The organism is Edaphobacter bradus (assembly GCF_025685645.1).
In the GTDB taxonomy this organism is placed as follows: Bacteria; Acidobacteriota; Terriglobia; order Terriglobales; family Acidobacteriaceae; genus Edaphobacter; species Edaphobacter bradus.
Window position 1 is genome coordinate 111,541 of record NZ_JAGSYF010000002.1, and the last position, 23,062, is coordinate 134,602.

Below are 23,062 nucleotides of genomic sequence, written 5' to 3' on the forward strand. Positions count from 1 at the left end.
CGAAACCGATCCTCCTCAGCGACAGGTCGAGTAGCGAGTGTGATACCGCCCATTTCCGGCAACGGCATTCATCTGTGTTGCCGTCTGAGCGGCTGTGTCGGTAGCGCCCAGGTTCGGAGTGTCCGTTCGCGGGACCACATACCCCAGGCTCGGCAGATAGGCGAACCGAACCGGCATCTCGCAGACTGCCGACGGAACGCTCAGTTGTCCCGACACGCCCGAAGTCAGCGTCCAGTCGATCGTATCGAACGGAATAGTGGAACTCGTAATCAGGTGCGAGCTCGTGAATCCGCTCAGGTGCAGGCTTAGCTCGCCCGCGTTCTGGTACGCCTGCGAATTTGCACTCGCAACCCATCCCGTACCTGAACCTCCATTGGTATTGTTCGTGCCCCAGTTCGCTGGCAGAAGATTTCTCCCCGCCACTCCGATAAAGCCTGCGTTGTTGTTGAACTGGAACACAGGCTCGGCGGGGTTATCCATCCAGACGATGTTATTGATCGCCTGAACGGTCTGGAACTCGGTCTGTCCCAGGAACCCACCATTGCTGGCCGCAGTGTCGAACAGCGTCCACGCCTGGTTCGAGCATGACGGGCAGAGCTTCTGATAGAAAGTGTTGTTGTACCAGTACAGCGAGCCTTTTCTGGCAGCCTCTCCTCCGCTCAGCTCTTCACCGAAATGGATCGGAGTCATCGAAGTGCTGTTCTGATAAATGTTTCCGTAGACGAAGTGTGAGTTCCACGCCTCCTGCTCCGCGGCGATCCTATCGGCAGGATAGACGTCCTGCGGATAGTTCGCATGTACTGAAGAGGCTCCGCCGCTGAGGAACGCCTCAAACGACATCAGAGGAGCTGCATTCTGTACATCCACCAGGTCGATCTGCCGCGCCGGCCCATCGCCAAGGTAGTTGTAGCGAATGACTCCCTGGATGCCGCGTGACTTGATGTTCGACCCAAGTCCGCCGGAGACGTAGCCATCGATGCGGTTGAACTGCACCACCTCGCCCCACGCCTGCAGGTCCATCTGGTGCGCGGTAGCCGAGCCCGAAACACCGTTGTTGTGGATATGGTTTCCTTCCCACAGAACATTCAGGTCCGAGGAACCCCATCCACCGTCCGCGGCGAACGTACTTTGAACGCCGGTGCTGTTGTTGTTGATATCGTTTCCGACGAAGACAATGTTCTGTCCTTCATCGATCCGAATCGCCGAAGAACTGTTGCTCCACTGACCTTGCGATCCGTCGGGCCCCGTGTAACTGGAGCCAGCCTTCGCATTGCGCAGTTGAAGCCCTTCCACGACGACGTACGCCGCAGCAGAGTAGTTAGGCCAGTACGTCCAGTACGACGGATTGTGCAGCGTGATGAGTCCGAGGCCAGCGACGTTCGCGCTGTCATCCGGCCGTCCCGTCGCACTCGACGCATCGATCACCGGAAGATTGCCCTGGGGATCCGCCACACCGCAGATTCGCACTGGCTGCTGCGCGGTTCCAGCCTGGGAAATCTGCACGTATTCGTGATACTCAGTCGGATGAAGCCCGGTCGTATCTTCATTGTGAACACGCACAGTCGAACCCGCAGGCATCGTTGGGAACGGAACCGCAGCAAGCGTCTTGAACGATTGCGAAGGTCCGACATCGTACAAGAGGCCCTGCAGCGAGGGATCGACGCTGCAGTCAACCGGCTCTGTCAGATTCGGAGTCACACGATACGGCAGCGAGTGACCCGTCACATAAACAATCGCCGTGGCAGCCTTCTGAGAGTTTGCGCTGCTCGTCGCCGTCACATCGTAGCGGCCTGCGACGGTCGCGGTGAAAACTGTGTCGCGCGAGGTCGAATCGGTAAGGCTTCCGTCGCCGCCACTCGGCTGCGACGTAATCGCCCAGTGAACCGTCTGATCCGTGGCTCCCAGCACAAGGCTCTGGATATCGACCGGCTGGTTCGCATAGACCGTCCGGTAGAACGGAACCGTAGAGATCTCAACCGTCGGATTGCAGACGTTGAACGTGACGTCAGCTACCGTCGCAGGATCATCCAATGAAGTCGCCTCGATGGTGAACTGGGCCGACGAGCTGACAGAGTATTGCGAAGCCGATCCGGCGATCTTGCACGAGCTTCCCGTTGCAGGCGCTGTGACATCGACCCACGATCCGCTGTTCGACGACAACTGCGCCGAACCGGACTTCACCGCCCAGCTCACCTTATTGGTGCTGCCATTAGTGACCGTAGCGAAGATGCGCCGCACCGAGTTCGGAATTACGTTGAACCCGTATGCGGGCTGCGCAACTGCTATTGAGACAGCGTTGGAAGCAGCCGGATTCACCACAAGCGATACGGAGTTCGACGTGCTGGTACCGTACGTGCCATCGCCGGAATAATTGGCGGTTACGGCATAGGTGCCTGCGGCAAGCGAAGCCGTGGATAGCGTTGCGACGCCAGAGCTATTCAGTTGTGCCGATCCGATCGACGAACCCGCAACCAGGAACGAGACCGTACCTGTCGGAACAGATCCGCTCAACCAGCCCGCAACGCGTCCAGTCAATGTAACCGTCTGCCCAACCATCGCTGGATTTGACGCGACACTTAAGCTGAGCGTCGATGTTTGAGGCGTTGTCGGCGGAGTTGCAGAACTGCTCTGCGAAGCGATGGTGAGAGATACCGCACTCGAAGTGCTTGCGGCATAGTTGCTGTCGCCGGCGTAACTGATGGTCACAGAATATGTACCCGCAGCCAAAGATGCCGTAGACATCGTTGCGACACCGGAGCTATTCAGCTGTGCGGTTCCAATCGACGAGCCCGCAACCATAAACGAAACCGCACCTGTGGGAACCACGCCGCTGAGCGTAGTACCGGCAACGGATCCAGTAAACGTAACTGTCTGTCCGACCGTCGCAGGGTTGGGTGTAATGCTCACCGCCGCTGTCGAAACTAGTAGCGTGGTCGAGCCACCTTGCGCTGGTGGAGTAGTAATCGTCAGTGAGACTGAGCTTGATGCAGCCGGTGCATAGACCGAGTCACCGGAGTAAACCGCTGTCACGACGTAAGCGCCCGCGCTCCACGAAGACGTCGATAATGTTGCCGCTCCCGTGTTATTAAGAGCAGCGGACCCAAGGCTGGCTGTTCCGTTATAGAACGTAATCGTTCCCGTTGGAGTTACGCCGTTCACTGAAGCCACCGATACCGTGAGAGTTCCTGCCTGTCCGACGAACAAAGATGTTGCCGTCGCATTCAAGGAGACTGTTGTAACGGTAGACGGCTGCGCGGAACCGGCTGCCGGAATCTCAGACGCGCCGATCGACGGGGGATTTGGTCGCGTCGCGCCTGAAATGTCCGTCACAATTCCAGCGACCGCGATTCCAGATCCGACGAGCGGGCCTGCAGATGACGGAACGAAGTCGAAGCCATCCAGTGCAGACTCCGCACTGAGCGGCGAAGTTGGCTCACCTGCAAAGAGAGGATCCGAGGTGTTGCACTTCTCTCCAACTTGCAGAGAAGACGGGCAATACCGGACGTTGTAGTACAAATTATGATCGCGTGTTGCCCAACCTGAATTATTCGGAAACACCTGGCCTTGACCTGTCTCCAGATAAAACAAGCCGGGCAATATCCCCGAATCGTAAGTTGGGTTGGAATACCCCAAAACAACGTTGTTCTGAAAGGCTGTTCCGGCTCCGTTGCAGAAGTCCCAGCCGTCTTCGCAAAACATATCGAAGAGCGTTGCGTCGTAACCTACAAAAGTGTTGTCCTGCAAAATGTAGGAACCCAGATTCGTGAACTTGAGGAGGACGCCATCACCTGCGGCACGGCACAACGTCACTCCGGGAACGATCGCGCTGGACGGCTCATCACCGAATAAGGAACCAATGCGAGCGCAATTATTAATTGCCACATTATTTCTAAAGACAACATTGTCTGCAGAGCCGATCTTATAAGACTGCCCATCATTTGCGATGCTCTTCGAGTTGGTTACGCTAAGCGACTGCATCCCCGAATGCAGAAGGTCTAAGCCATCCTGAAAGTTTGCAAACCATACATCGTGGTCAAACGACCAATTGCCAACAGTGCTTCCTGTGCCGAGCCCATCGCCATAGGCGCCCGTGTTCTGGTCGCGGCATTCGATATATGGATAGTTGTGGGCGACAGGGTACTCTTCCACGCATCCCACAAATTCCGTGGTGGAGTAATTCATCGTGAGTCCGCCTGAGACCGAAATGTTTGAGGAATACCAGGGAGCGTCATCCATATCAACTCCGGCCATGGGAACCCCTCGAATGTGCACATGGTCCATGACGACTCCGACGCCAGCCGCGCCGGTAAAGCCTTCGTTAGCTACGCCATGAATGAACACATCGGAAATATTGATCTGGCTGGAGAGCGCAGAAGTGATGATCCCGTCCCTCCCCCAGTTATTCCCATCTCCTTTGCAGGCATTGGTGAAGGCTCCGTTGGTTGCGCAGGCATCCTTATCAGTAATCTCAAAGCAGGCAATATCGACATACTGCGAGCTTCCCAACGCAAATGCCGCAAGTCCTCCATAAGAAACATTGAGCTGCGTCTTTGCGGCATCGGAGTGGCAACTCGCGTAATTAGCCCCCAGGATTCTCGTATGTTGCGTTGCGGTTCCCGAGGGAACCGAAGGCATGATGCAGTCTGGATTGCCATGGCAATTGACCGGGTTCCATATTCCTCCCGGGTTAGTATTTTGGTAAGGGCTCGCCGAATCGAGGTTCGTGTTATATCCAACTCCCGACGCCGTAGGAGCAACGATTACGGTATCCCCTCCCTGAATCATCCACCGGAGGTTATAGGCGCTGGTTTGGTCGGTCCAGAGATAGCGTAGTTGCCCCATGGCGCATGCCTGGTCGACTGGGTATTGCCCCTGTCGGGTCCACGTGACGGTACCATCCGTCGTCGTCGTCCCCCATGATGGAACGCTGGCCGTTCCACTCACACCAGCCGTTGTTGCTTCTTCAATGTAACCGGCGTTATCCGCGATCAGAGCACCACTCGCATAGGCCCTGCCCGGCTCCCATTGGGCGCCGGTTGCTCCAGGGTAGGGAGTGTTTGACTTGCCGTTGCATTGGCCGAATGGGGTCTGCGTAGCGCTTACATAAGGAGTGCCACCATCGGGCCTTACGTACCATGTGCTGTTTCCAGTTCCACCCGCGATGATGTTGAGGGTAATAACATTTCCTGGTGCCTGCCACCCGGTTATCGAGCTATTGCCAAATGCGCCATTTCCAAGTCGCCCGCAGGTAATCGTCACAGTTCCCGGGGCCTTGGCCGTTACCTGTCCATGGCGATCGACGACGGCCTTTGTGGTATCGGAACTCGACCAATTGCAGGCATTTTGAAACGGCTCTGCCGTTACGCTGGTATCGGTGCGATTAATCTCAAGACCAGAGCCAATCGTAACAGTCGCACCAACTGCTACATTCGTAGCTATTTGTCGGTAGTCCGGTGTTGGATATTGATACCAGGTGTCGCCGGGGTGTTGCCCGTACACTGTCGCGCGATCACTGAGCGAGCCAATCGATGCGATAACATACCCAAAATCAAAGTTACCTGCGCCAGGATCGCTGACCCATGTAGCCACGCCGCTACTCGTGACCGTTAGGGCAGCAGTCCTGGTCGTGCTCCATGTCGCCCCACCTGCGGCAGTACAGTCATCGGTCGATGCATCTGAATAGGTGCAAGTCGCCGAAAAAGAAAATGTGCCACCTGTCTGCAATATGGCAGCCTGCTGGTTTAAAGCAATGCTGGCAAGCGTCTTCGCTTGAATAAACTGTGGGACGAACAGCGCAATAAGTATTGCAAATCGAATCATGAAGCAAAGATTCCTTCTGGCCCTTCTCAACGGTTACTGTTTGAAACCACCTGGATCTACACAAGAAAGGTCCTGAGACGAAGCTCGTCTACGAGCCTAGAGTCCCCACTCTTTTTTGACATCACCCACGGGAAACACGCCCACCTGCAACTTACGAGTCATCTAACGAGAACTTCGCCTTCGTTGCAGTCTGGGTGCGCCTCTCTCATTCGCGGATCGAGGCAGGGCCTGCTCTTTTGAACAAACCTCTGTCCACAGGCAGCCCAAATAAGGACTCTCCGGCGAATGAACAATACTGTGCTTTAGGAAATGATTGAGACTTCGATAGTTACTCCTGCCAGCAATGTTTAAGAGTGAATTGAGTGAACAAAGACCCTAAACATCAGAACCAGCAGAAACCATAAACCACAAAGCGTGGATAAAGCTCAACGGCGTGTTGCGATGCAACAGCGCACCTGAAGAATAGTTCATTTATAAGCATAACTGACGAAAATGTAAACAGGGCTGCATCACGACGACGCTGCTCCAACCTGCATCGCTCAGTTAGAAGTCCGATTTTGGTTTCATATCCGGCGCAATAAGATAGCAGCCATCCAATCCTTGGACATCAACAGGACTCGTCTCGATAGACACGGATTGTCTTCTCCGCAATCGATCGCCACGACTGCTCTCCGAAATCGAGCTTGCGGACACCGGCTGTGAGCAGTTCGCGCAGACCCGCATTTCTCAGCAGCTCTCTCAGACCATCTGCCAGGTGTTGAGCGTCTCCAGCCTCTACTAAGAACGCATTCTCCTTATGCGTGAGCAGCTCTCGGAACACCTGCAAATTACTTGCAACAATCGTTTTGTTCAAAGCGAGCCCCGTAGCTAAGGCTCCGCTAGTAGTAATTGCTCGATATGGATAAACCACTATATCTGCTGCGCGATACAGTTGGACTAACTCTTCTGTCGATATGAACCTAAAGTGCAGCTTGACTCGCTTCAACCCAAGCTGCTCAACCTGCCCTTCAATCTGATTGAGCAGGTCTGGAGCTCCCGTTCCCGCAATTATCAATGTAGCATCCAGACCATCGGCCTCAACCCGTTGCCAGGCCTCAAGCAGAAGGTCCACGCCTTTATACGGAAAGATTATTCCCTGCCATAGCACAATCACTGAATCCCGATCAACGCAGAGGACATCAAGGATCTTGTCCTCCTGTGACGGAATATCATAAAACAACGGTCCATGCGGAATTACCGTAATTTTCCGAATGGGAACCTCAAATTGCTGATGCAGCTCATTCTTAATATGGTCTGAATGACAGATGATTTTGTCGACCATACCGTACAGCCTAAAAAATGTCTGCCGATGCGTATTAGCCGTGTCGTGTGGCATCAAATCATGAACTGTTAGGACAATTTTGGCTCCTCGCCGGCGGCAATATTCTAAAAACCAAAAGTCGAGCGGCAATCGCCACTTCAGCATGGGCAGATATTGAACGTGCACCACATCGGGAGGAGTCAACGCAAAGCGTAGAGTCAAAGCGACCAAATTGATCATCGCTTCGGCAAACTTCAACACTCTTCGTATTGGCCGCCCCAGTCTGAGCCTTCCAACATAATCTACCAATCCTGGATCAACCCGAATACCGCGGCCGCTGAAGCAACCTGGGTCAAGATAATAAGAGATAGAACCAACCGTAAGATCGATCCCCTCCGATAAGAGGGCCTTGGAGAGATATGCCGTGTAATACGGCACCGTCGCCCAGAGATCCATCATGAAGACCTTAATTTTCCCAGTGTCTCTCTTCACATTACCTTTCCACCGGGAGCCGATGCACGGTCAGCGACTTTTACGAAATCAATTGCACGCTGGTAGACACTCAAGTAAGCGCCCACCAGTCGCTCGACAGAAAATTCCTTTTCGACTCGCTCTCTCGCTCCGCGGCCTAAACGTTGGCGCCTTGCCGAGTCCTTCAACAAGGCAACCATTTGATTCGCTAGAACCTCTACATTCTCAGGCCCTACGAGCACGCCGGATTCCTCATGAACAATGATGCTTGGCACTGATCCCACTGAAGTCGCGACAATTGGTAAACCGCTAGCCATTCCCTCTAGAATCGCCATCGGGAAGCCCTCCTGGCGCGAGGCCGAAACCATCAGGTCTAAAGAGGCATAAACAGAGGGCATATCGTCTCTGCGTCCTAGCATAGTTACGCTACTATCGATCTTCATCCGCTTGAGAAGCCCTTGAAGCTTTGAACGATCGGGACCATCTCCAATCACAGTAAATCGGACGTTCGGAATTTCGGACAGGACCCGTGCTGCAGCTTGAAAAAAGATATCCACGCCCTTCTCATTTGCTAACCTCCCGACCAATCCAACCAGAAGGCAGCCATTGGCTTCACCAGACTCTCGAAGTGACGGCCTTGCGTTCGTATATGGCCGCAAGTCAATCCCGTTGCCGATCAAGCTGATCTTGTCAGGCTGGACTCCACCTCGAAGCAGCTGTCCGCTTACTTCATCAGAAACTGCAACTACGGCTGGGAATCTCCGCAAAAAACGACGGTCGATAACGCCATATATATAATCAAAAACCGTCGAGTTGTGCCACGTGTGACAGGTTGAGACAAAGGGGATAGATAGTTTGCGTAGTGCTAAATAGACATAGGCATCAGCCTTATATCCGTGTGCATGCACAATATCGGGCTTAATTTGAAGAACCAGGTTACGGATAAATTCCATTGCGGATAAATCGACCTGACCATCACAAGGAATTAGATATGATTCAATCCCTTCGTCCTGCGCGCTCTTATGGAGCTGTATATTTATGTTTGCCGAATTTGCAAACATTGCTATAACGGCATGATGCGAATTCTCATTAAGCAAACGTGAAATATTCAAAATTACAGATTCAGCTCCATACATCCCGCCACTGCTGATAACATGCATCACTTTCATAGCTTAGGCGCCTCGTCCTCATTGATTGACTCCTGACGATTTACCAGTGCCCACAGCCTTGCATATAGATTGTCTCCAAGGACGCGCTTAGCCAACTCTTTCCTCCGATATTCGCGCTCCAGGCTTTGCAAGCGGCTACTGTTTGTCTGGAATATCTCCGAAATCCAATCCAGTGTCCACTCGTTCCTCACATTCAGGCGGCCGACTATCCCTAACGGAGGATGTTCAGCGCGCGGAATCGAAGTAAAGATCTGTGTATAACCCGCATCCCCACATGCTTCAAGAACCCGCTGGTTAAAGCGGCCCCCCGGCAAAGATACTGCTACTATCGGCGCGCTAAGATGATCTTCGAGTACCTCCTTGCTCTGCGCCAGTTCTATCTGCAAGTCTTCTTTACTGCAGTGTGTTAAAAGCTTATGCGACCAGCCATGCGCTCCGATCGCATGTCCGGCCTGATGCAATTCGCGTAGGTGCCGCCATCCCATATAGTTGTGCTTTCTATCAGTCCATCCCACTGTGACAAAGAATTGCGCAGTCATCTTGTGGGATTGCAACAAAGGCATGGCGAACTCAAAATTGGATAGGTGTCCGTCATCGAAGGTCACCTCCGGCACCAGGCAGGCGTTTTCACGTCTCAATTGGCTGAACAGTTCAAGATGCTTTTCGAATACGGTAGTCTCCACGACATAGGAGTAGTCGCTTTTGGCTGGCCGAAGCTCATGGTAAAGCAGAAAAAGACTACGGCGCGCTTGTTCTGTCTGTGCTCTTGAAGCTGACTCTATAAACAAGGATCGATTCTCGTCTCTTCCAAAGAATATATTCACGGATGAAAATGATAGGCCCCGACATCGTACCCTGCACCCGGGAGCAATGCCCTTCCGTCATGATCCTCCGATATCCCCACTGGGGCAACTCCGCCTCCCCTCGCAGGGCTTGCCGGAGTCAGATGAAAGTCAATATCGTCCAATGAAGCCTCACCGTTCCACAATGGCATCTTAGCAATCTTTGGATCGCTGCATCGCTGCGAAATCCCCGGTGGACAAATACGCATATTGAAGAAAATATTGTGGTCCAGGCTTGCAAATGGATTAACTTGCACGTTATCCAAATAGAACACACCCGGAACATTTCCAGTAGTTGGATTCTTATAACCGATATTCAGGTTATTTTGAAAGATGATTCCTACGTTGTCGCATCTTTCCCAGCACGCAATGTCATAACTTGTTGCTCCATAACCTGCAAAGCTGTTGTTTTGAAATATGTATTTCGACCCATTACTGATTCGGAATGTAATTCCATCACCACCGGCTCTGCAAAAGAGCGACAAATATCGATGATAAGTACTTGGAGACCCATCGAATGGAGCTGACATTCGGCTGCAATTGTTGACCGTTATATTGTTTTGAAAGAGAACGCTCTTCATCGCTCCCATCTTCCATTGCTGACCCATGTTGCCGTAGGATGTGGAGTTCCTGATCGAAATTACGCTTCCACTCGTGTGCAGCAGGTCAAAGCCATCTTGAGTGTTATATCGAAAAATGCAGTGATCGCAAGAGAAATTCAAGGGCGAATCCGGCGTGCCAATTCCGTCTCCATAGCCACCGCTCTCCTGGTCAAAGCAGCTAAACGCGGGTACAGCATGCGTGATGGGAAACTCTTCATTACATCCGTTCCACTCAACCGTGAGATGAGAGGCAACCACGGCAGATGCAGGTCCGCTCGGAGTGTTGCCGCCGTCATCAAAGTCCCATCCTGCCGCGCCATTAAAGGCAATTCGGACATGATCGACCGTGAATTTGCCCCCAATAGGTCCCAGGATGCCTCGTGTCGTCAACCCGTGAATGTCAATGTTTCGAAGGGTGATTTCAGCGGTCTTGGCGTTAGTTGTTATACCAACCGCCGCGTAATCAGATAATGGGTAAGAACTGCTGCAGCCTTCTGACGCCGGGTATCCGACTCCCATACGAGTGCACTGACCATGATCGGTCAATTCGAGGCATTCGAGATCAACATTTGTCGAGTCTTTCAGAACTATGATGGAGTCGAGTCCATAGCCTCCGAAGAGCTGTGTCTTTTTCCCGCAACTCGCGAAGTTCTCGCCTAGCAGGCGCGTTGGATGGTCGGCTGTTCCCGATGGCACTGGAGGCATATAACACCTGAAGGGATCACCGGGACAGCCCCCCCATCCATCTTTTGGGTTAGGCCCCTTATAGCCCATGCGATAGGGACCACCTCTTATAATCACTGTGTCGCCGCCCTGAATAATCCAGCGGTTATCTCCGGGGTCTTCACTTGTAAACAGATAATACGGGTGCTTCAAAGCACATGGCTGCCGGGAACCCCGGCCCGGATAGGGTGCGTCAGATCGGCCAGAGCACTGCCTACGATCCCCTCCATCAGGACGTACATACCAGACGGAGGAAGCGCGGCCTGAATTTTGTGCATCCACTCCAGTCAGCATCGCAGCGTCGCCGCTTCTATCAAGTCCTATGCAGAAAGACAAAAAAAGAAGAATGAGAGAGCTGCCTGCAACACGCCATTTCGCCACATCCGACTCCTGCAGAGGTATTTTCGGCCATTTCCACACTCCGGAGGCCGAGCGTTTCCTCTGGAGGTCTTCATTGTAGACGCACATGTTGCTTTTCTCGAATCCTCTTCTGGAGAGGCAATTGAACCGCTGGCCCCCGTTCCACTACGATGAAGCTTGCGACTCTCTGAACGGTTCGTTTTTGGGTTTGAACGGTACTCGACGCACTCTTATGCCCCACGTTCTCGTCGTCATCTTGAACTGGAATTCAGCCGAGGAAACTCGAGCCGCCCTCGCGTCTGTATTGGCAATGGATTATTCAAATCTGAGCGTTGTTATTATCGACAACGGCTCGACGGATGATTCACTGGGGATTCTCAGACAACTGGTCAGGGATCATGTTGAACTCGTCGTCTCCGGAGAGAACCTCGGATACACCGGTGGATGCAACCTCGGTTTTGATTTAGCACTTTGCAACGAGGCCGACTACGTATGGCTCTTGAATCCGGATGCGGTTACAGAGCCGCATACACTTACTTCCCTTATAACGATTGCAGAGAACGACTCCTCGATAGGCCTCCTGTCTCCCGCCATCGTCTCGCTTCATGATCCGCAAGAGCGGGTCTATTTGTTGGGAAAAGTCGACCTGCAGGAACCTTCTTATCAAATCACAAAGGATCCCCAAACTGCGCAGCGCTGGATAGCCACCGTCCCGGACCAGCTTGCCCTCCTGGGCACGGCACTCTTGGTCAGGGTTTCCCTCATTAGAAAGATTGGGGGGTTCGATCCCACCTTCTTTGCCTACTGGGAAGACACCGACCTCTCTGTCAGGACCCACCAGGCTGGATTTCGTGTCGCTGTTGATCTCAACTCCGTAGTCCGACATACAGAGAAATTTGCCAAAGACGATCCTCACACTATCAAGCCGCACTACTGGTACTACATGGCAAGGAATGAGATTCGCTTTTGGAAGAAGCATTCCAGTCGTTTCCGATTGCTGAAGGCTCTATGGTGGCATTACACGAAGCAACTGACGTACTTGAAGCTGCTGAAGGAGAATCCAACGTCATGTCAGGCTATTCTCGCCGGCCTATGGAACGGGTGGCGCGGCCGCACCGGCCCATACAACGAGCGCCTGAATATGCCTGCTTTGGCTGCAGCGGTCGTTAGAAAACATAGCGAATGGTATTAGGGCGCAACAAGACGCCGCAGCATGCTGGCGACCGGGACCGGGGCGCGCGAAATCCAGAGCTTCAGACGCACCTTCGGTGTCAGATAACGGTTAGGGACCGGACCGAGAAGCTCTGTACAAGCCTTGAAATCGCCTTGCTTAAAAGCCCAGTAAGACGCATCGACACGACGGAGCGCTATCTGATCGCGAAGTACAGTCTGGGCCGACTCCGGCGCGTTATGGTTCAAAAGGGCATAGCTCAAAATTTCGACTTCGCCACACTTTGTCGCGTACAGGTTGCCGGAGACGTTGGAAGCATGCTTTCTAATGCCGACCACTGGCTCAGTAATAATTCCGACAGGGGCGTGCTGGACGCAACGTAGCGCAAATTCAAGATCTTCCGAGTAGATCTTTCCCGTCGGATCTTTGCATCCACCGATCCGGTCAAAAAACTCTTTGCTCACCAGAGTGGTTGACGGAAAGATAGGCTGAAATCGCAAAATCTCTTCATACAACGGAGCCTCGCATACCATTCCGAATTCAAGCACTTTTTTGCAATTGGTGAAAAATGTTGGCGTCGCATTGTCAAGTTTAGATTCCTTGGACCAGACTCCATCCGTCACGATAGAAAAATTCGTAAACGAGTGCTCGATCTCCGGGAAACGAAGATGAAGCTCCATCTGTTTTTCGAGCTTGTCAGCTCGCCAGAGATCATCACTGTCACAAAAAGCGATATAGGGACATCGTGACATGGAGGCCGCAACGTTTCTGGCAGTGGGCACTCCGGACTTTTCGATTCGGCGATATCTCACCTTTGCATGGAAGCCTTCCACGATCTCTCGAGTGTTATCGGTAGAACCGTCGTCGACTACGATGATCTCCTCAGGTGAGTAAGTTTGCGAAAGTATGCTGTCTAACGTCTCGGGAAGCAGCGATGCGCGATTGTAAGTCGGAACCAGCACGCTGACCGTTGCAACCTTTCGATTCCGCTGCTCCATCGCCAAAGCCTCCAAAAACTTCCTTTCCGCTACCTGCCTGTGTGCAACGCCCGTCGACGCGAAGCAATCACATCGCGGCTTATCTCTCTCAGCATGGTGGCGCGAGAATCCCAGTCGAACTCCATTCGTGCCCTTTGGAGCCCTGCGGCGCCCAGGCGCTCCCGCAGGTAACGATCTCGGAGCAACCTCCGCAAAGCGTCTTGCAACTCATGCTCGCCGTCACTGCTCACCAGAAGTCCTGATACGCCATCCGCAACAGCCTCCGCAGTCCCTCCAGATCGTCCGCCAATGACGGGCTTACCGGCGGCGTTTGCCTCGAGAAAGACCATCCCAAAGCCCTCAACGTCCCCATCCTCATCTGTGTTGGGCAGCGCAACGATGTCGGCCATATTGTAGTGGTGATTCAATTTGTCGTCGGAGACAAACCCCGCGAAGATCACCCTGTCCTGAAGCTTCAGTTCAGCAACGAGTCCTTTTAATTCTGCCTCCATTGGTCCTCGTCCCGCGACGACATACTTGAAGGCCGGCACTTCAGGCGCAAGAGCAGCCAGAGCTTTGATCACGCGCGCATGGCCCTTGCGAGCAACTAGCCGGGCTACCGTTACGATCACAACTTCACCATCTTTGATTCCGTATTGCCGACGCAATGCGGGATCGGGAGCCTCGGGGAAGAATACGCGGGAATCGAGCCCCGGGGTGATCTTATAAACTTTTTCTTGCGGAATCCCGGTTCTCAGCAGGTTTTCGATCGCAAAACTTCCGTTTGCGATAATCGCGTCTGCGGAACGATAGATGATATTGCGCAGCTTCGGCTGGAATCTTCGTCTGGCGGTCAGCGTTATATCTTCCCCATGACAGTAAGCGACAAAGGGTATATTCAACGATCTCTTGAGAATCACCCCTATCAGACCAGCGGGGTAAAGGTCGCCGCAGTGAAGAATTTGAGGACGATGTGCAACCGAGTTAAAGCCCTCGAAAAGTAACGGTCCGGCGATCTTTGGAAGCTGGGAATAGCTCAGGTCGCGCAACGCTGTAAAGTGACGCTCAATTTTGAAGTTTTCTGTTTGTTCACGAGCATCGAACTCCTGCCAACCCGGAACCCGGCTTGTCGCTACGACAACATTCTCGCCCATGCCGGCGATTCGCTTGAACAAGTTGTAATAGTAATACCGAGAGCCGCCTGCGTGAGGCGGGAACAAATCGGTCACAAGCCTGATATGTAAACGTCCGGCTTCTTTCACAGAATTGCCTCTGCCTGTAAGCGCCTCGATTTACGCCATCTCTCGAAAGCAGCGTAAATTTGACCGCGGAACGGTATAGCGATGCAGACCCCATATACAGGGAGCGTCGCTAGTATCTGAAGAAAAAATGTGATCAGGTTACGCGGATGCCAAAATCGGTCGGCAAGAGCGCAGGCGATTCCATATGGAATTGCGTATAGGGTTACCTTCACCCAGCAATTCCACACATATCGGGCTACTCCCACTCTCAGCACCTTCCGTACATACAAGGGCCAGAAGACGGCATACAGTATCAGACAGGAGAGCGACGTTCCCCAGGCGATTCCATAAAGCCCGACCGTCTTCACAAGCACAATGCTTAACACAAGGTTCAGAATTGCCTCAGCAACCGCACACTTGGCAACGGGCTTGTGTTTTCCGATCGCCATCATGATGGTCCCGGGAGTCGCTCCCACAACACTGAAAAACTGAGCGACCATCAGAATCTGCAAAACATTGCCCGCTATTTGACTGTATTGCGGCCCAACCCATAGGCCGATGAATGTCTTGCCCCTAAACAGCAGTGCCAGGCTGATCGGCAACATCAAGGCAAGCGTTCCCTGTGTTCCCCGGATCAGCAACTTCTGTAGCTCCTCAAACTTGCCCGAAGCTTCAAAGCCACTCGCTATCGGGGCAAACGTCGTCGATACCGCTGAGACGACCTGGCTCGAATAGGCGATAAGACTCCCGCCGATTGAATAAAAGGAAACTAGACCTACCGAGAGAAATGCTCCTACGGTAAGGTTGTCTGTATTGATGATGATCTGAACTGCAACGATTAAAATGAACGTAGTAAGGCTATAAGACCAGATCTCCTTAAGAGTCTCTCCGTCCGGACGTTTTACCTTCACTCGGCAGTCTGGAAAGATCTTCAGTGCGACCGCGCAAGTCGCGATCCCAGCCATCAGCACAACCGTAATCTCTAGGATGGCCAGGGCCACCAGGCCATGGCCGCTGCGCAGCAGCAAAAGGACGCCGCCCGCTCTGCACAGCGTCTGCGTCATCGTTATCGAACTCAGGATGTCAAAGCGATGAATCGCAGATAAGACTGCTCCAAAGACACCCGATACAAGTGTCACGCAGATGCCAAGCGCGCAGAGTAAAACCGTAATCTGCGAAGCTCGCTGCAGATCCGGCGGCACCTTAAAGATGTGCGGAAATAACAGGGCAAGAACGACGCTGAGCCCCCCAACGCCAGCCGCAATCAAGAGACGGAACCATAAGGCAGCGCCCACCGCGGCTTGTGCATCTTCGTGATTTTGCTGAGCCTCCGCCTTGGAGACAAAACGTATGACTGCGCTCCGCAGCCCCAGATCAAAGAGATTCAGATACGCCGCAGTGGAAACTGCGAGTATCCAGACTCCGTACGCGGTAGGTCCAAGGTTTCGAACAACGAACGGGGTTAAGAAAAACGGCACCACCATGCCCACGGCCGTGGCAACCCAATTCATTACTACATTGAATGCAAAGCGCTTGGTGGTGAACATCAGTCTATTTCTCGTAAATCATCAAGATGATATCAGCCGGTTTCGCTAGCGCTGACATTCTCAATAGAGGCGCAATTGCCTTAGAGGCCGAAACAATCCTCCGTCTCTCTGGCCCTACGCCTGGAGGCTCTTCTCGATATGTTGCATATCGTCCTCCAATAGTGCAACGGCAAGTGATAGTTTTCAATACCACTTGCGTACCAGGTACGGCATTGTATGGGTGTGTAGCCCAGCGTATGATCGGAGCAGAAGTTGCTTGAACCTAGAGTGTTCTCCGTGTGCCGCAATGACCGTTCGGAACAGCAACCATCGTCGGTGTGACAATCTCGCAGGCGATCATGCACTTTCTAACGCTTCTGCCTATTTGCCTGCGCCATGGAGCGCTCGATGAGACTCCTCTTCTGGTCGTCTTTCGGTGTAGTCGTCTATGCCTACATCGGTTATGCAGCGTGGTTGTGGCTTCTTGTCCGGCTGCACAAAAGACCCGTTCTTAGAGAGAGAGCAGTCCCGTTTGTCTCCATCATCATCGCTGCGCGCAATGAAGAAGCAACGCTGCCTGCCAAGCTAGCCAATCTTCGCCTCCTTGACTATCCCGCTGATCGGCTGCAAATCATCGTCGCTTCTGACGGATCCACAGATCGCACCGCTGAGATTCTGCAAGAAAACGCTCCTGCTGTGCTTCCTGTCATCCTGAGTGAATCGCAGGGAAAAGCGACCGCTCTCAACCAGGCTGTGCACCGAGCCACTGGCGATATTCTCGTCTTTTTTGATGCCCGTCAGTCGGTCGAGTACGACGCCGTCTCCCAGCTCGTATCCTGCTTCGCGGACCCTCAGGTCGGGGCTGTCAGTGGCGAACTATTGCTTGAGACGCCATCAGAAAGGCCCTCCGGCGAAGCTCTCGGCATCTACTGGAAGATTGAAAAGCTGGTACGCAAACTGGAGTCCGCATCCGGTTCAGTCGTCGGAGTGACAGGTGCGATCTATGCGATCCGACGTAGCCTTTATACGGAGATACCACAAGGAACCCTCCTTGACGACGTCTACATTCCGATGCACGTTGCACGCTGCGGCCGGCGAGTCGTCTTTCATCCCGAAGCGATTGCACGGGACCATGTTTCAACCGAGAAAGGGAAAGAATTTTCAAGAAAGGTTCGCACTCTGACCGGAAACTATCAATTGCTTCGTCTGGAACCATGGCTACTCTCACTCAAAAATCCGCTCCTCTTTCGATTTATCAGCCATAAATTGCTCAGGCTGCTCGTTCCGATGCTGTTGATTGTTATGCTGATAACTTCTGCACTGGCCGGAGGGGCCTTTTATCACGCAATCTTCTCGATCGAGGTGCTCTTCTATCTCATGGCTGCGCTCGGAGGCCTCGGCACTCCCATCAGAAGATTCAAACCAATCGCTATAGCCAGCACGTTTGTCGTGCTCAATGCAGCGGCTGCACTTGCCTTTTGCAACTTCATCACGGGCCGGAACAAGGTATGGGCCAGATGAAAACGCTTCATCAAGAATCGATTTTTATCACTTCATAAGCGCGGGGAGTTAGCGTCGTGGGAACTGGACTTGGACATTACATCCCTTTCGTCTGTTACCTCGTTTGCTGGGTCATGGTGATTCGCGCATTCACTGGAAAACCAGTGCAGACGCTCTATTTCGCCATCCTCCTGATTCCTTACCGCACGATGCGGGATCACTTCCTGGACTACCCGCTCGGCGGAAATGTTCTGACGATTCTCGTCGCCTCCATCATCGTCAGCGCCCTGGTGCAAGGGAAACGTCTACCCAGAACGTCCCTGTATGTTACATGGCTTGTGTTCGGGGCCTACCTCTATTTCTCAATGTGGATCGGAACGATGTTGGGAAATGCGTCTGCTCCCCTCTGGCTTAATGATCTCAACTTCGTAACCTGGAAGGACTATATGCTCATACCGCTGATCTTCGTCGCGGCAGGGCTGGTTATCGAAGACAGAAAGGCCGTCAGAACCGTAGTTCTCATCACTGCAATTTCGCTGTTGGCAATCGACCGAAGCGCCCTGATGAACAGCTTGTCGAGGTCGTGGGCCACCTTCGATGAAGACAAACGCGATGGCGGTCCGCTCGGCTATGCCGGTGCCAATGGTCTGGCTGCCTTACTGGCGCAGCTTTCTATTTTTTATTGGGGCTTTCTGCAGTTTGTTAAGCAAAAGAAGTTCAGATTGTTAGGCTACGCCCTTGTAGCGCTCACACTTCTCGCAACGATGTATACCTTCTCGCGAGCCTCTTATCTCGCTGTAGTAACAGGAGTGCTGCTTCTCGGGATACTCAAGGACCGAAAGCTCATCCTCGTCTCAGTCGCTTTCCTGCTCACCTGGCAGGCAATTGTCCCAAAGGCCGTCACCCAGCGCGTCAACATGACGCAGAACGCGAACGGACAGCTTGAACAATCCGCCGAAGAGCGCGTTCGACTTTGGGAAGACGCTAAATCAACATTCTTCCATAGTCCGATCTTCGGGACCGGATACGCGAGCTACCAAATGACGCGGCACACGGACAATCTCAGAGATACCCACAATTGGTATGTTAAGGTCCTGGTAGAGACTGGAATCATCGGCGGCATCATCGCGCTTGTTCTGCTTCTGCAGATGCTTTCTCTGTCAATTCGTCTCTTTAGACACGCCAAAGATCCACTCTATCGTGGCCTCGGCCTGGGAAGTCTGCTTATGACCGTTTGTTCGATCATTCTTAACTTCTTTGGTGATCGCTGGACCTACGTCGAGATAAGCGGCATGGTATGGGTACTGTATGCTGCGGCGGCACGTGCCGCTCTTCTCCGCGAGCCCGTTGCCGTCGAAGCTCCCTCTCTTGAACCGGGTGCTGCGGATGTAAACCCGTACCTCGTGTTGAGATAGGCTCGGCGCAACATCTGATTTTTCGAGGAAACCTGGATCACGATGATTGAACAAGTACATGGGGGACAGCTCTCAGTCTTGCGTCAGGAGCGCTTCCCGCACGTTCTCCTTGTCGTGGATACGCTTGGAAAAACACTCGGAGGCGGAGAGCGAATCGCCCTCAAGCTGGCATCACTCCTGCCCCACTACGGGTATCGTGCCTCGATCCTCACCTTCAGTCTCCACCCCGAGACCGCCGCGCTTGACTCGCCTCCGTGCCCCATCTACCTATTGCCGCTGAACCGCACTTACGACCTGCGTGCCATGCGGGCTGCACTGCACCTCAGGCGCTTCCTCAAACAGCAGCAGGTCAGGATCGTTCAGACCTTCTTCGAAAGCTCCGACATCTGGGCTGGATTCGTCACCAAGGCCCTCTCCGACGCGAAGCTCATCTGGAGCCGCCGCGACATGGGAATCCTCCGGACCTCGAAGCACGAAGCCGCCTACCGGATGATGGCAGGCTTTCCCGATGCCGTCTTCGCGGTCTCGAATCTCGTACGCCAGCACATCATCGACGTCGATCATGTCGACCCCGCCCGCGTCCTCACCATCTACAACGGCCTCGATATCTCCGCCTGGCAGGTCTCTTCCTCATCCCGAGACCGCAGCCGCGCCGTCGTAACGACGGCCGGTAACATCCGGCGCGTCAAAGGCCACGACATCTTTATCAAGGCCGCCGCATCCGTAATTCAGCAGTTCCCGCAGGCGCAGTTCAGCATTGCTGGAGACGTGCTCGAACCGGACTACTTCGCTGAACTTCAGGCCCTCGTCGCCAGCCTCAACCTCACCATGAACTTTCACTTCACAGGCGGCGTCTCCAACCTGCCCGGTCACCTCACCGCCGCCGACATCTTCGTGCTCCCCTCCCGCAGCGAAGGCTTCTCCAACGCCATCATCGAAGCCATGGCGGCGGCGCTGCCTGTTGTCGCAACTGACGTAGGCGGAAACGCAGAGGCCGTGCAGGACGGCGTTACCGGATTCATCGTCCCACCCGAAGACCCCGAGGCTCTCGCCGCCGCCATCACCCGCCTCCTCGCCGATCCCGCGAAGGCCGCGCAGATGGGCACCGCCGGAAAGGCCCGGGCAGCGGAGGAATTTACCCAGCAGGTCATGATGACTCGGACAACCCAAACCTACGCAAAACTGCTCGCCGGAAGCTAGTCCGGCGAGCAGCTCTAAAATCACCCAACTTCAAAGGATCCCCTGAGCGGCTTCTAGCAGCGGACGATCTTCGGTGACTTGATGCCCTTCGTGGCGTTGCGCGAGTCCACCACCAGCTTCGACTTCGCGACGATGTCCTGGTAGTCGTAGTCGGAGTGGTCCGTCACAATCAGCACACAGTCGTACTGGTCGAGATTCTCCACCGGCGTGCACGTCATGTTCAGGTTGTAATGGCGGCCTCGGCCCACCGTCGGGAAGTAGGGATCGTTGTACAGGACCTCCGCGCCTTCCTCGCGCAGCAGCTCTATGATCGTCAGCGAAGGCGACTCGCGCAGATCGTCGATGTCCTTCTTGTACGCCATGCCGAGCATCAGAACCTTCGACCCGTTGAGCGCCTTTTTGTGCTGGTTCAGCGCCTTCGAGACCGACTGCACGACATACGCCGGCATCGCCTCGTTGACCTCGCCGGCCAGCTCGATGAACCGCGTATTGAAGTCGTACTCCTTCGCCTTCCAGCTCAGGTAGAACGGGTCGATCGGGATGCAGTGCCCGCCCAGTCCCGGCCCTGGATAGAACGGGTGGAAGCCGAATGGCTTGGTCGACGCCGCGTCGATGACCTCCCAGATGTCCACGCCCATCCGCAGCGAGAGCACCTTCAGCTCATTCACCAGCGCGATGTTCACGCAACGGTAGATGTTCTCCAGCAGCTTGGTCATCTCCGCCGCCTGCGTCGACGAGACGCGAACGGCATGCGTAAAGATTCCCTGGTAGAGCGTCGCCGCCAGATCCGTAGCAATCTCCTCATGCCCGCCCACTACCTTGGGGATGTTGTGACGCGCGACTGTAGTATTGCCCGGGTCCTCGCGCTCCGGGGAGAACGCGACATAAAACACTCCGCGCTCCTTCGGATCTCCCTTGCTCTGGACCTTGAGGCCGCCCTTGTTCCCGGCCTCGAGAATCGGAATCATCAGCTCTTCGGTGGTTCCCGGATACGTCGTGCTCTCCAGCACCACCAGTTGGCCCTCCTGCAGCCACGGGGCGACCGCTCTGGACGTATTCTCCACATAGCTCAGGTCCGGCTCACGATGTCCCGTCAGCGGAGTGGGCACGCACATAATGATGGCGTCCATATCCGACAGGCGCGAGAAGTCCGTGGTCGCGCGCAGGCCCTTCTTCTGCGCCGCCTGGATCTCCTCCGCCGGAATCCGGAAGATGTACGACCGTCCGGCCTCAAGCGAAGTCACCTTCGTCTCATCAATGTCAAAGCCGGTCACCTTGAATCCGGCCTCGGAGAAAAGCAGTGAAAGCGGCAGGCCCACGTAGCCCAGCCCGATGACTCCAATCTTGGCTGTGCGGGCCTCCAGGCGCTCGTAGCGCTCACGCGCAATCTGCGGCAAAGCAACTTCGCTCATCGTTGACATGTTCACCATTATTGCATCACCTTATCTTCCCAAAACCGATTGATTTCGCCGAACCAGGGCCGCGTTTTCCTTCGGGTTGACCTTATCGGGAATCTACAGCATCGAAGCCGCGGAATGCTTCACACCGGTGTGAACAGGCCGCCCTGCACGAAAGTCGCATGGACTCCATCGGCGGGGGCATGCAGGCTTGAATCTTGGCGTCATCGCTGCACGTCTCCTTTGATTCAGCGGCTGGCACAAACAGCACGATAAAATCTCTACGTAACAGCCCCAGGGCAAGGCCTCTGGGCGGAGTCCTTTTCATGGCACGTTATCTGATCACCGGAATCGCAGGCTTTATCGGCTCGACACTCGCTCACGTTCTCGTGGAGCAAGGTCACGAGGTCCGCGGCATCGACAACCTCTCCACGGGCAACCTCGAAAATCTCGCCGATATCCGGCACGCCATCTCGTTTCAGCAGATCGATCTTCAGGACGTCGAGGGCGTCAAGGCCGCCTGCGAAGGCGTGGAGTACATCCTCCACCAGGGAGCCCTCGCCTCGGTTCCCCGCTCCGTCAAGGATCCGCTGACCTCGCACGAGTCCAACATCAACGGAACGCTCAACCTTCTCATCGCGGCTCGCGACGCCAAGGTACGCCGCATCGTGTACGCAGCCTCTTCCTCCGCCTACGGCGATCAGCCCACGCAGCCCAAGCAGGAGGACATGCTCCCCATGCCTCTCTCTCCCTATGCGGTGCAGAAGCTCACCTGCGAGTACTACATCCAGTCCTTCTATCGCGCCTACGGCCTCGAGGGAGTCTGCCTGCGCTACTTCAATATCTTTGGCCCACGCCAGGCTGCCGACTCGCCCTACTCCGGAGTCATCGCCCAGTTCACCTACAAGATGATGGCCGGCATCACCCCCACCATCTTCGGCGACGGCCTCACCAGCCGCGACTTCACCTTCGTCGATAACGCCGTCAGCGCGAACCTGCTCGCCTGCCAGGCCCCCAACGAGGTAGCGACCGGCCGCGTCTTCAACATCGGCACCGGCAGTAGCCACACTCTCAACGAGGTCTACGAAACCATCGCGAAGCACATCGGTTTCACGGACAAGCCCATCTACGGCCCGCCGCGTGAGGGCGACATCAAGCACTCCCTTGCCGACATCACGCGCGCCTCCGCCGAGCTCCGGTACAAGCCCAAGGCCGATTTCTACGAGGGCCTGCAAAAGACCGTGGCCTGGTACCTTGAAAGCCACCGAAGCAGCGAACTGCTGGCCTCCGGTACGAAATAGCTCAACGCTCTCTTCTATTCAGACCAGCAAGAAAAAGGTCGCCAGAT

15 protein-coding genes are annotated in these 23,062 nt (G+C 54.4%); 5 read left to right on the plus strand and 10 right to left on the minus strand.

Going from position 1 to position 23,062, the window contains the following annotated elements:
* Window positions 1-15 precede the first annotated feature (15 nt).
* The 6 genes from OHL16_RS06660 to OHL16_RS06685 form a co-directional block, all read right to left on the minus strand.
* Window positions 16-5,589 carry an Ig-like domain repeat protein gene (locus OHL16_RS06660; RefSeq protein WP_263366334.1) on the minus strand — a complete coding sequence of 1,858 codons (5,574 nt, stop codon included), beginning with the start codon at window positions 5,587-5,589 and terminating at the stop codon, window positions 16-18.
* 838 nt (window positions 5,590-6,427) lie between these two features.
* Entirely contained in the window at window positions 6,428-7,579 is a 1,152-nt protein-coding gene (locus tag OHL16_RS06665; RefSeq protein WP_263366335.1) for a glycosyltransferase family 4 protein, read from the minus strand.
* Window positions 7,580-7,608: 29 nt separating this feature from the next.
* Window positions 7,609-8,760 (minus strand): glycosyltransferase family 4 protein, encoded by a 1,152-nt coding sequence (locus OHL16_RS06670; protein WP_263366336.1) that lies wholly within the window; start codon window positions 8,758-8,760, stop codon window positions 7,609-7,611.
* Window positions 8,757-9,548: a polysaccharide deacetylase family protein gene (locus tag OHL16_RS06675; RefSeq protein WP_263366337.1), complete on the minus strand. Its 792-nt coding sequence runs from the start codon at window positions 9,546-9,548 to the stop codon at window positions 8,757-8,759. Before OHL16_RS06675 ends, OHL16_RS06670 begins: the two co-directional genes overlap by 4 nt.
* Before the next feature lie 32 nt (window positions 9,549-9,580).
* Complete coding sequence (locus OHL16_RS06680) at window positions 9,581-10,723, minus strand: hypothetical protein (protein WP_263366338.1); 1,143 nt, start codon at window positions 10,721-10,723, stop codon at window positions 9,581-9,583.
* A gap of 353 nt (window positions 10,724-11,076) precedes the next feature.
* Window positions 11,077-11,205 carry a hypothetical protein gene (locus tag OHL16_RS06685; RefSeq protein ID WP_263366339.1) on the minus strand — a complete coding sequence of 43 codons (129 nt, stop codon included), beginning with the start codon at window positions 11,203-11,205 and terminating at the stop codon, window positions 11,077-11,079.
* Between the two features lie 224 nt (window positions 11,206-11,429).
* Between OHL16_RS06685 and OHL16_RS06690 the strand changes: the two genes are divergently transcribed.
* A complete protein-coding gene (locus tag OHL16_RS06690) occupies window positions 11,430-12,479 on the plus strand; it encodes a glycosyltransferase family 2 protein (protein WP_263366340.1) in 1,050 nt (349 codons plus the stop codon).
* Here the strand turns inward: OHL16_RS06690 and OHL16_RS06695 are convergent.
* The 3 genes from OHL16_RS06695 to OHL16_RS06705 are packed head-to-tail and all read right to left on the minus strand — an operon-like array spanning window position 12,476 to window position 16,223.
* Window positions 12,476-13,456 (minus strand): glycosyltransferase family 2 protein, encoded by a 981-nt coding sequence (locus OHL16_RS06695; RefSeq protein WP_263366341.1) that lies wholly within the window; start codon window positions 13,454-13,456, stop codon window positions 12,476-12,478. The genes OHL16_RS06690 and OHL16_RS06695 overlap by 4 nt on opposite strands.
* 29 nt (window positions 13,457-13,485) lie before the next feature.
* On the minus strand, window positions 13,486-14,697 hold the full coding sequence (locus OHL16_RS06700; RefSeq protein ID WP_263366342.1) for a glycosyltransferase family 4 protein: 1,212 nt from the start codon (window positions 14,695-14,697) through the stop codon (window positions 13,486-13,488).
* Window positions 14,694-16,223, minus strand: a complete 1,530-nt coding sequence (locus OHL16_RS06705) for a flippase (RefSeq protein ID WP_263366343.1) — start codon at window positions 16,221-16,223, stop codon at window positions 14,694-14,696. Before OHL16_RS06705 ends, OHL16_RS06700 begins: the two co-directional genes overlap by 4 nt.
* Before the next feature lie 387 nt (window positions 16,224-16,610).
* On the opposite strand from OHL16_RS06705, the gene OHL16_RS06710 reads away from it, so the two are divergent.
* The 3 genes from OHL16_RS06710 to OHL16_RS06720 all read left to right on the plus strand — a co-directional run bounded on the left by OHL16_RS06710 (window position 16,611) and on the right by OHL16_RS06720 (window position 20,317).
* The gene (locus tag OHL16_RS06710) at window positions 16,611-17,723 is read left to right on the plus strand and encodes a glycosyltransferase family 2 protein (protein ID WP_263366344.1); all 1,113 of its coding nucleotides are present in this window, start codon (window positions 16,611-16,613) and stop codon (window positions 17,721-17,723) included.
* 143 nt (window positions 17,724-17,866) lie between these two features.
* Window positions 17,867-19,117, plus strand: a complete 1,251-nt coding sequence (locus OHL16_RS06715; protein WP_263366345.1) for an O-antigen ligase family protein — start codon at window positions 17,867-17,869, stop codon at window positions 19,115-19,117.
* 42 nt (window positions 19,118-19,159) lie between these two features.
* A complete protein-coding gene (locus OHL16_RS06720) occupies window positions 19,160-20,317 on the plus strand; it encodes a glycosyltransferase (protein WP_263366346.1) in 1,158 nt (385 codons plus the stop codon).
* Between the two features lie 53 nt (window positions 20,318-20,370).
* Here the strand turns inward: OHL16_RS06720 and OHL16_RS06725 are convergent, their stop codons facing one another.
* Entirely contained in the window at window positions 20,371-21,738 is a 1,368-nt protein-coding gene (locus OHL16_RS06725) for a nucleotide sugar dehydrogenase (protein ID WP_263367421.1), read from the minus strand.
* Window positions 21,739-22,040: 302 nt separating this feature from the next.
* Between OHL16_RS06725 and OHL16_RS06730 the strand changes: the two genes are divergently transcribed.
* Window positions 22,041-23,015 carry an SDR family oxidoreductase gene (locus OHL16_RS06730; RefSeq protein ID WP_263366347.1) on the plus strand — a complete coding sequence of 325 codons (975 nt, stop codon included), beginning with the start codon at window positions 22,041-22,043 and terminating at the stop codon, window positions 23,013-23,015.
* Window positions 23,016-23,062 lie beyond the last annotated feature (47 nt).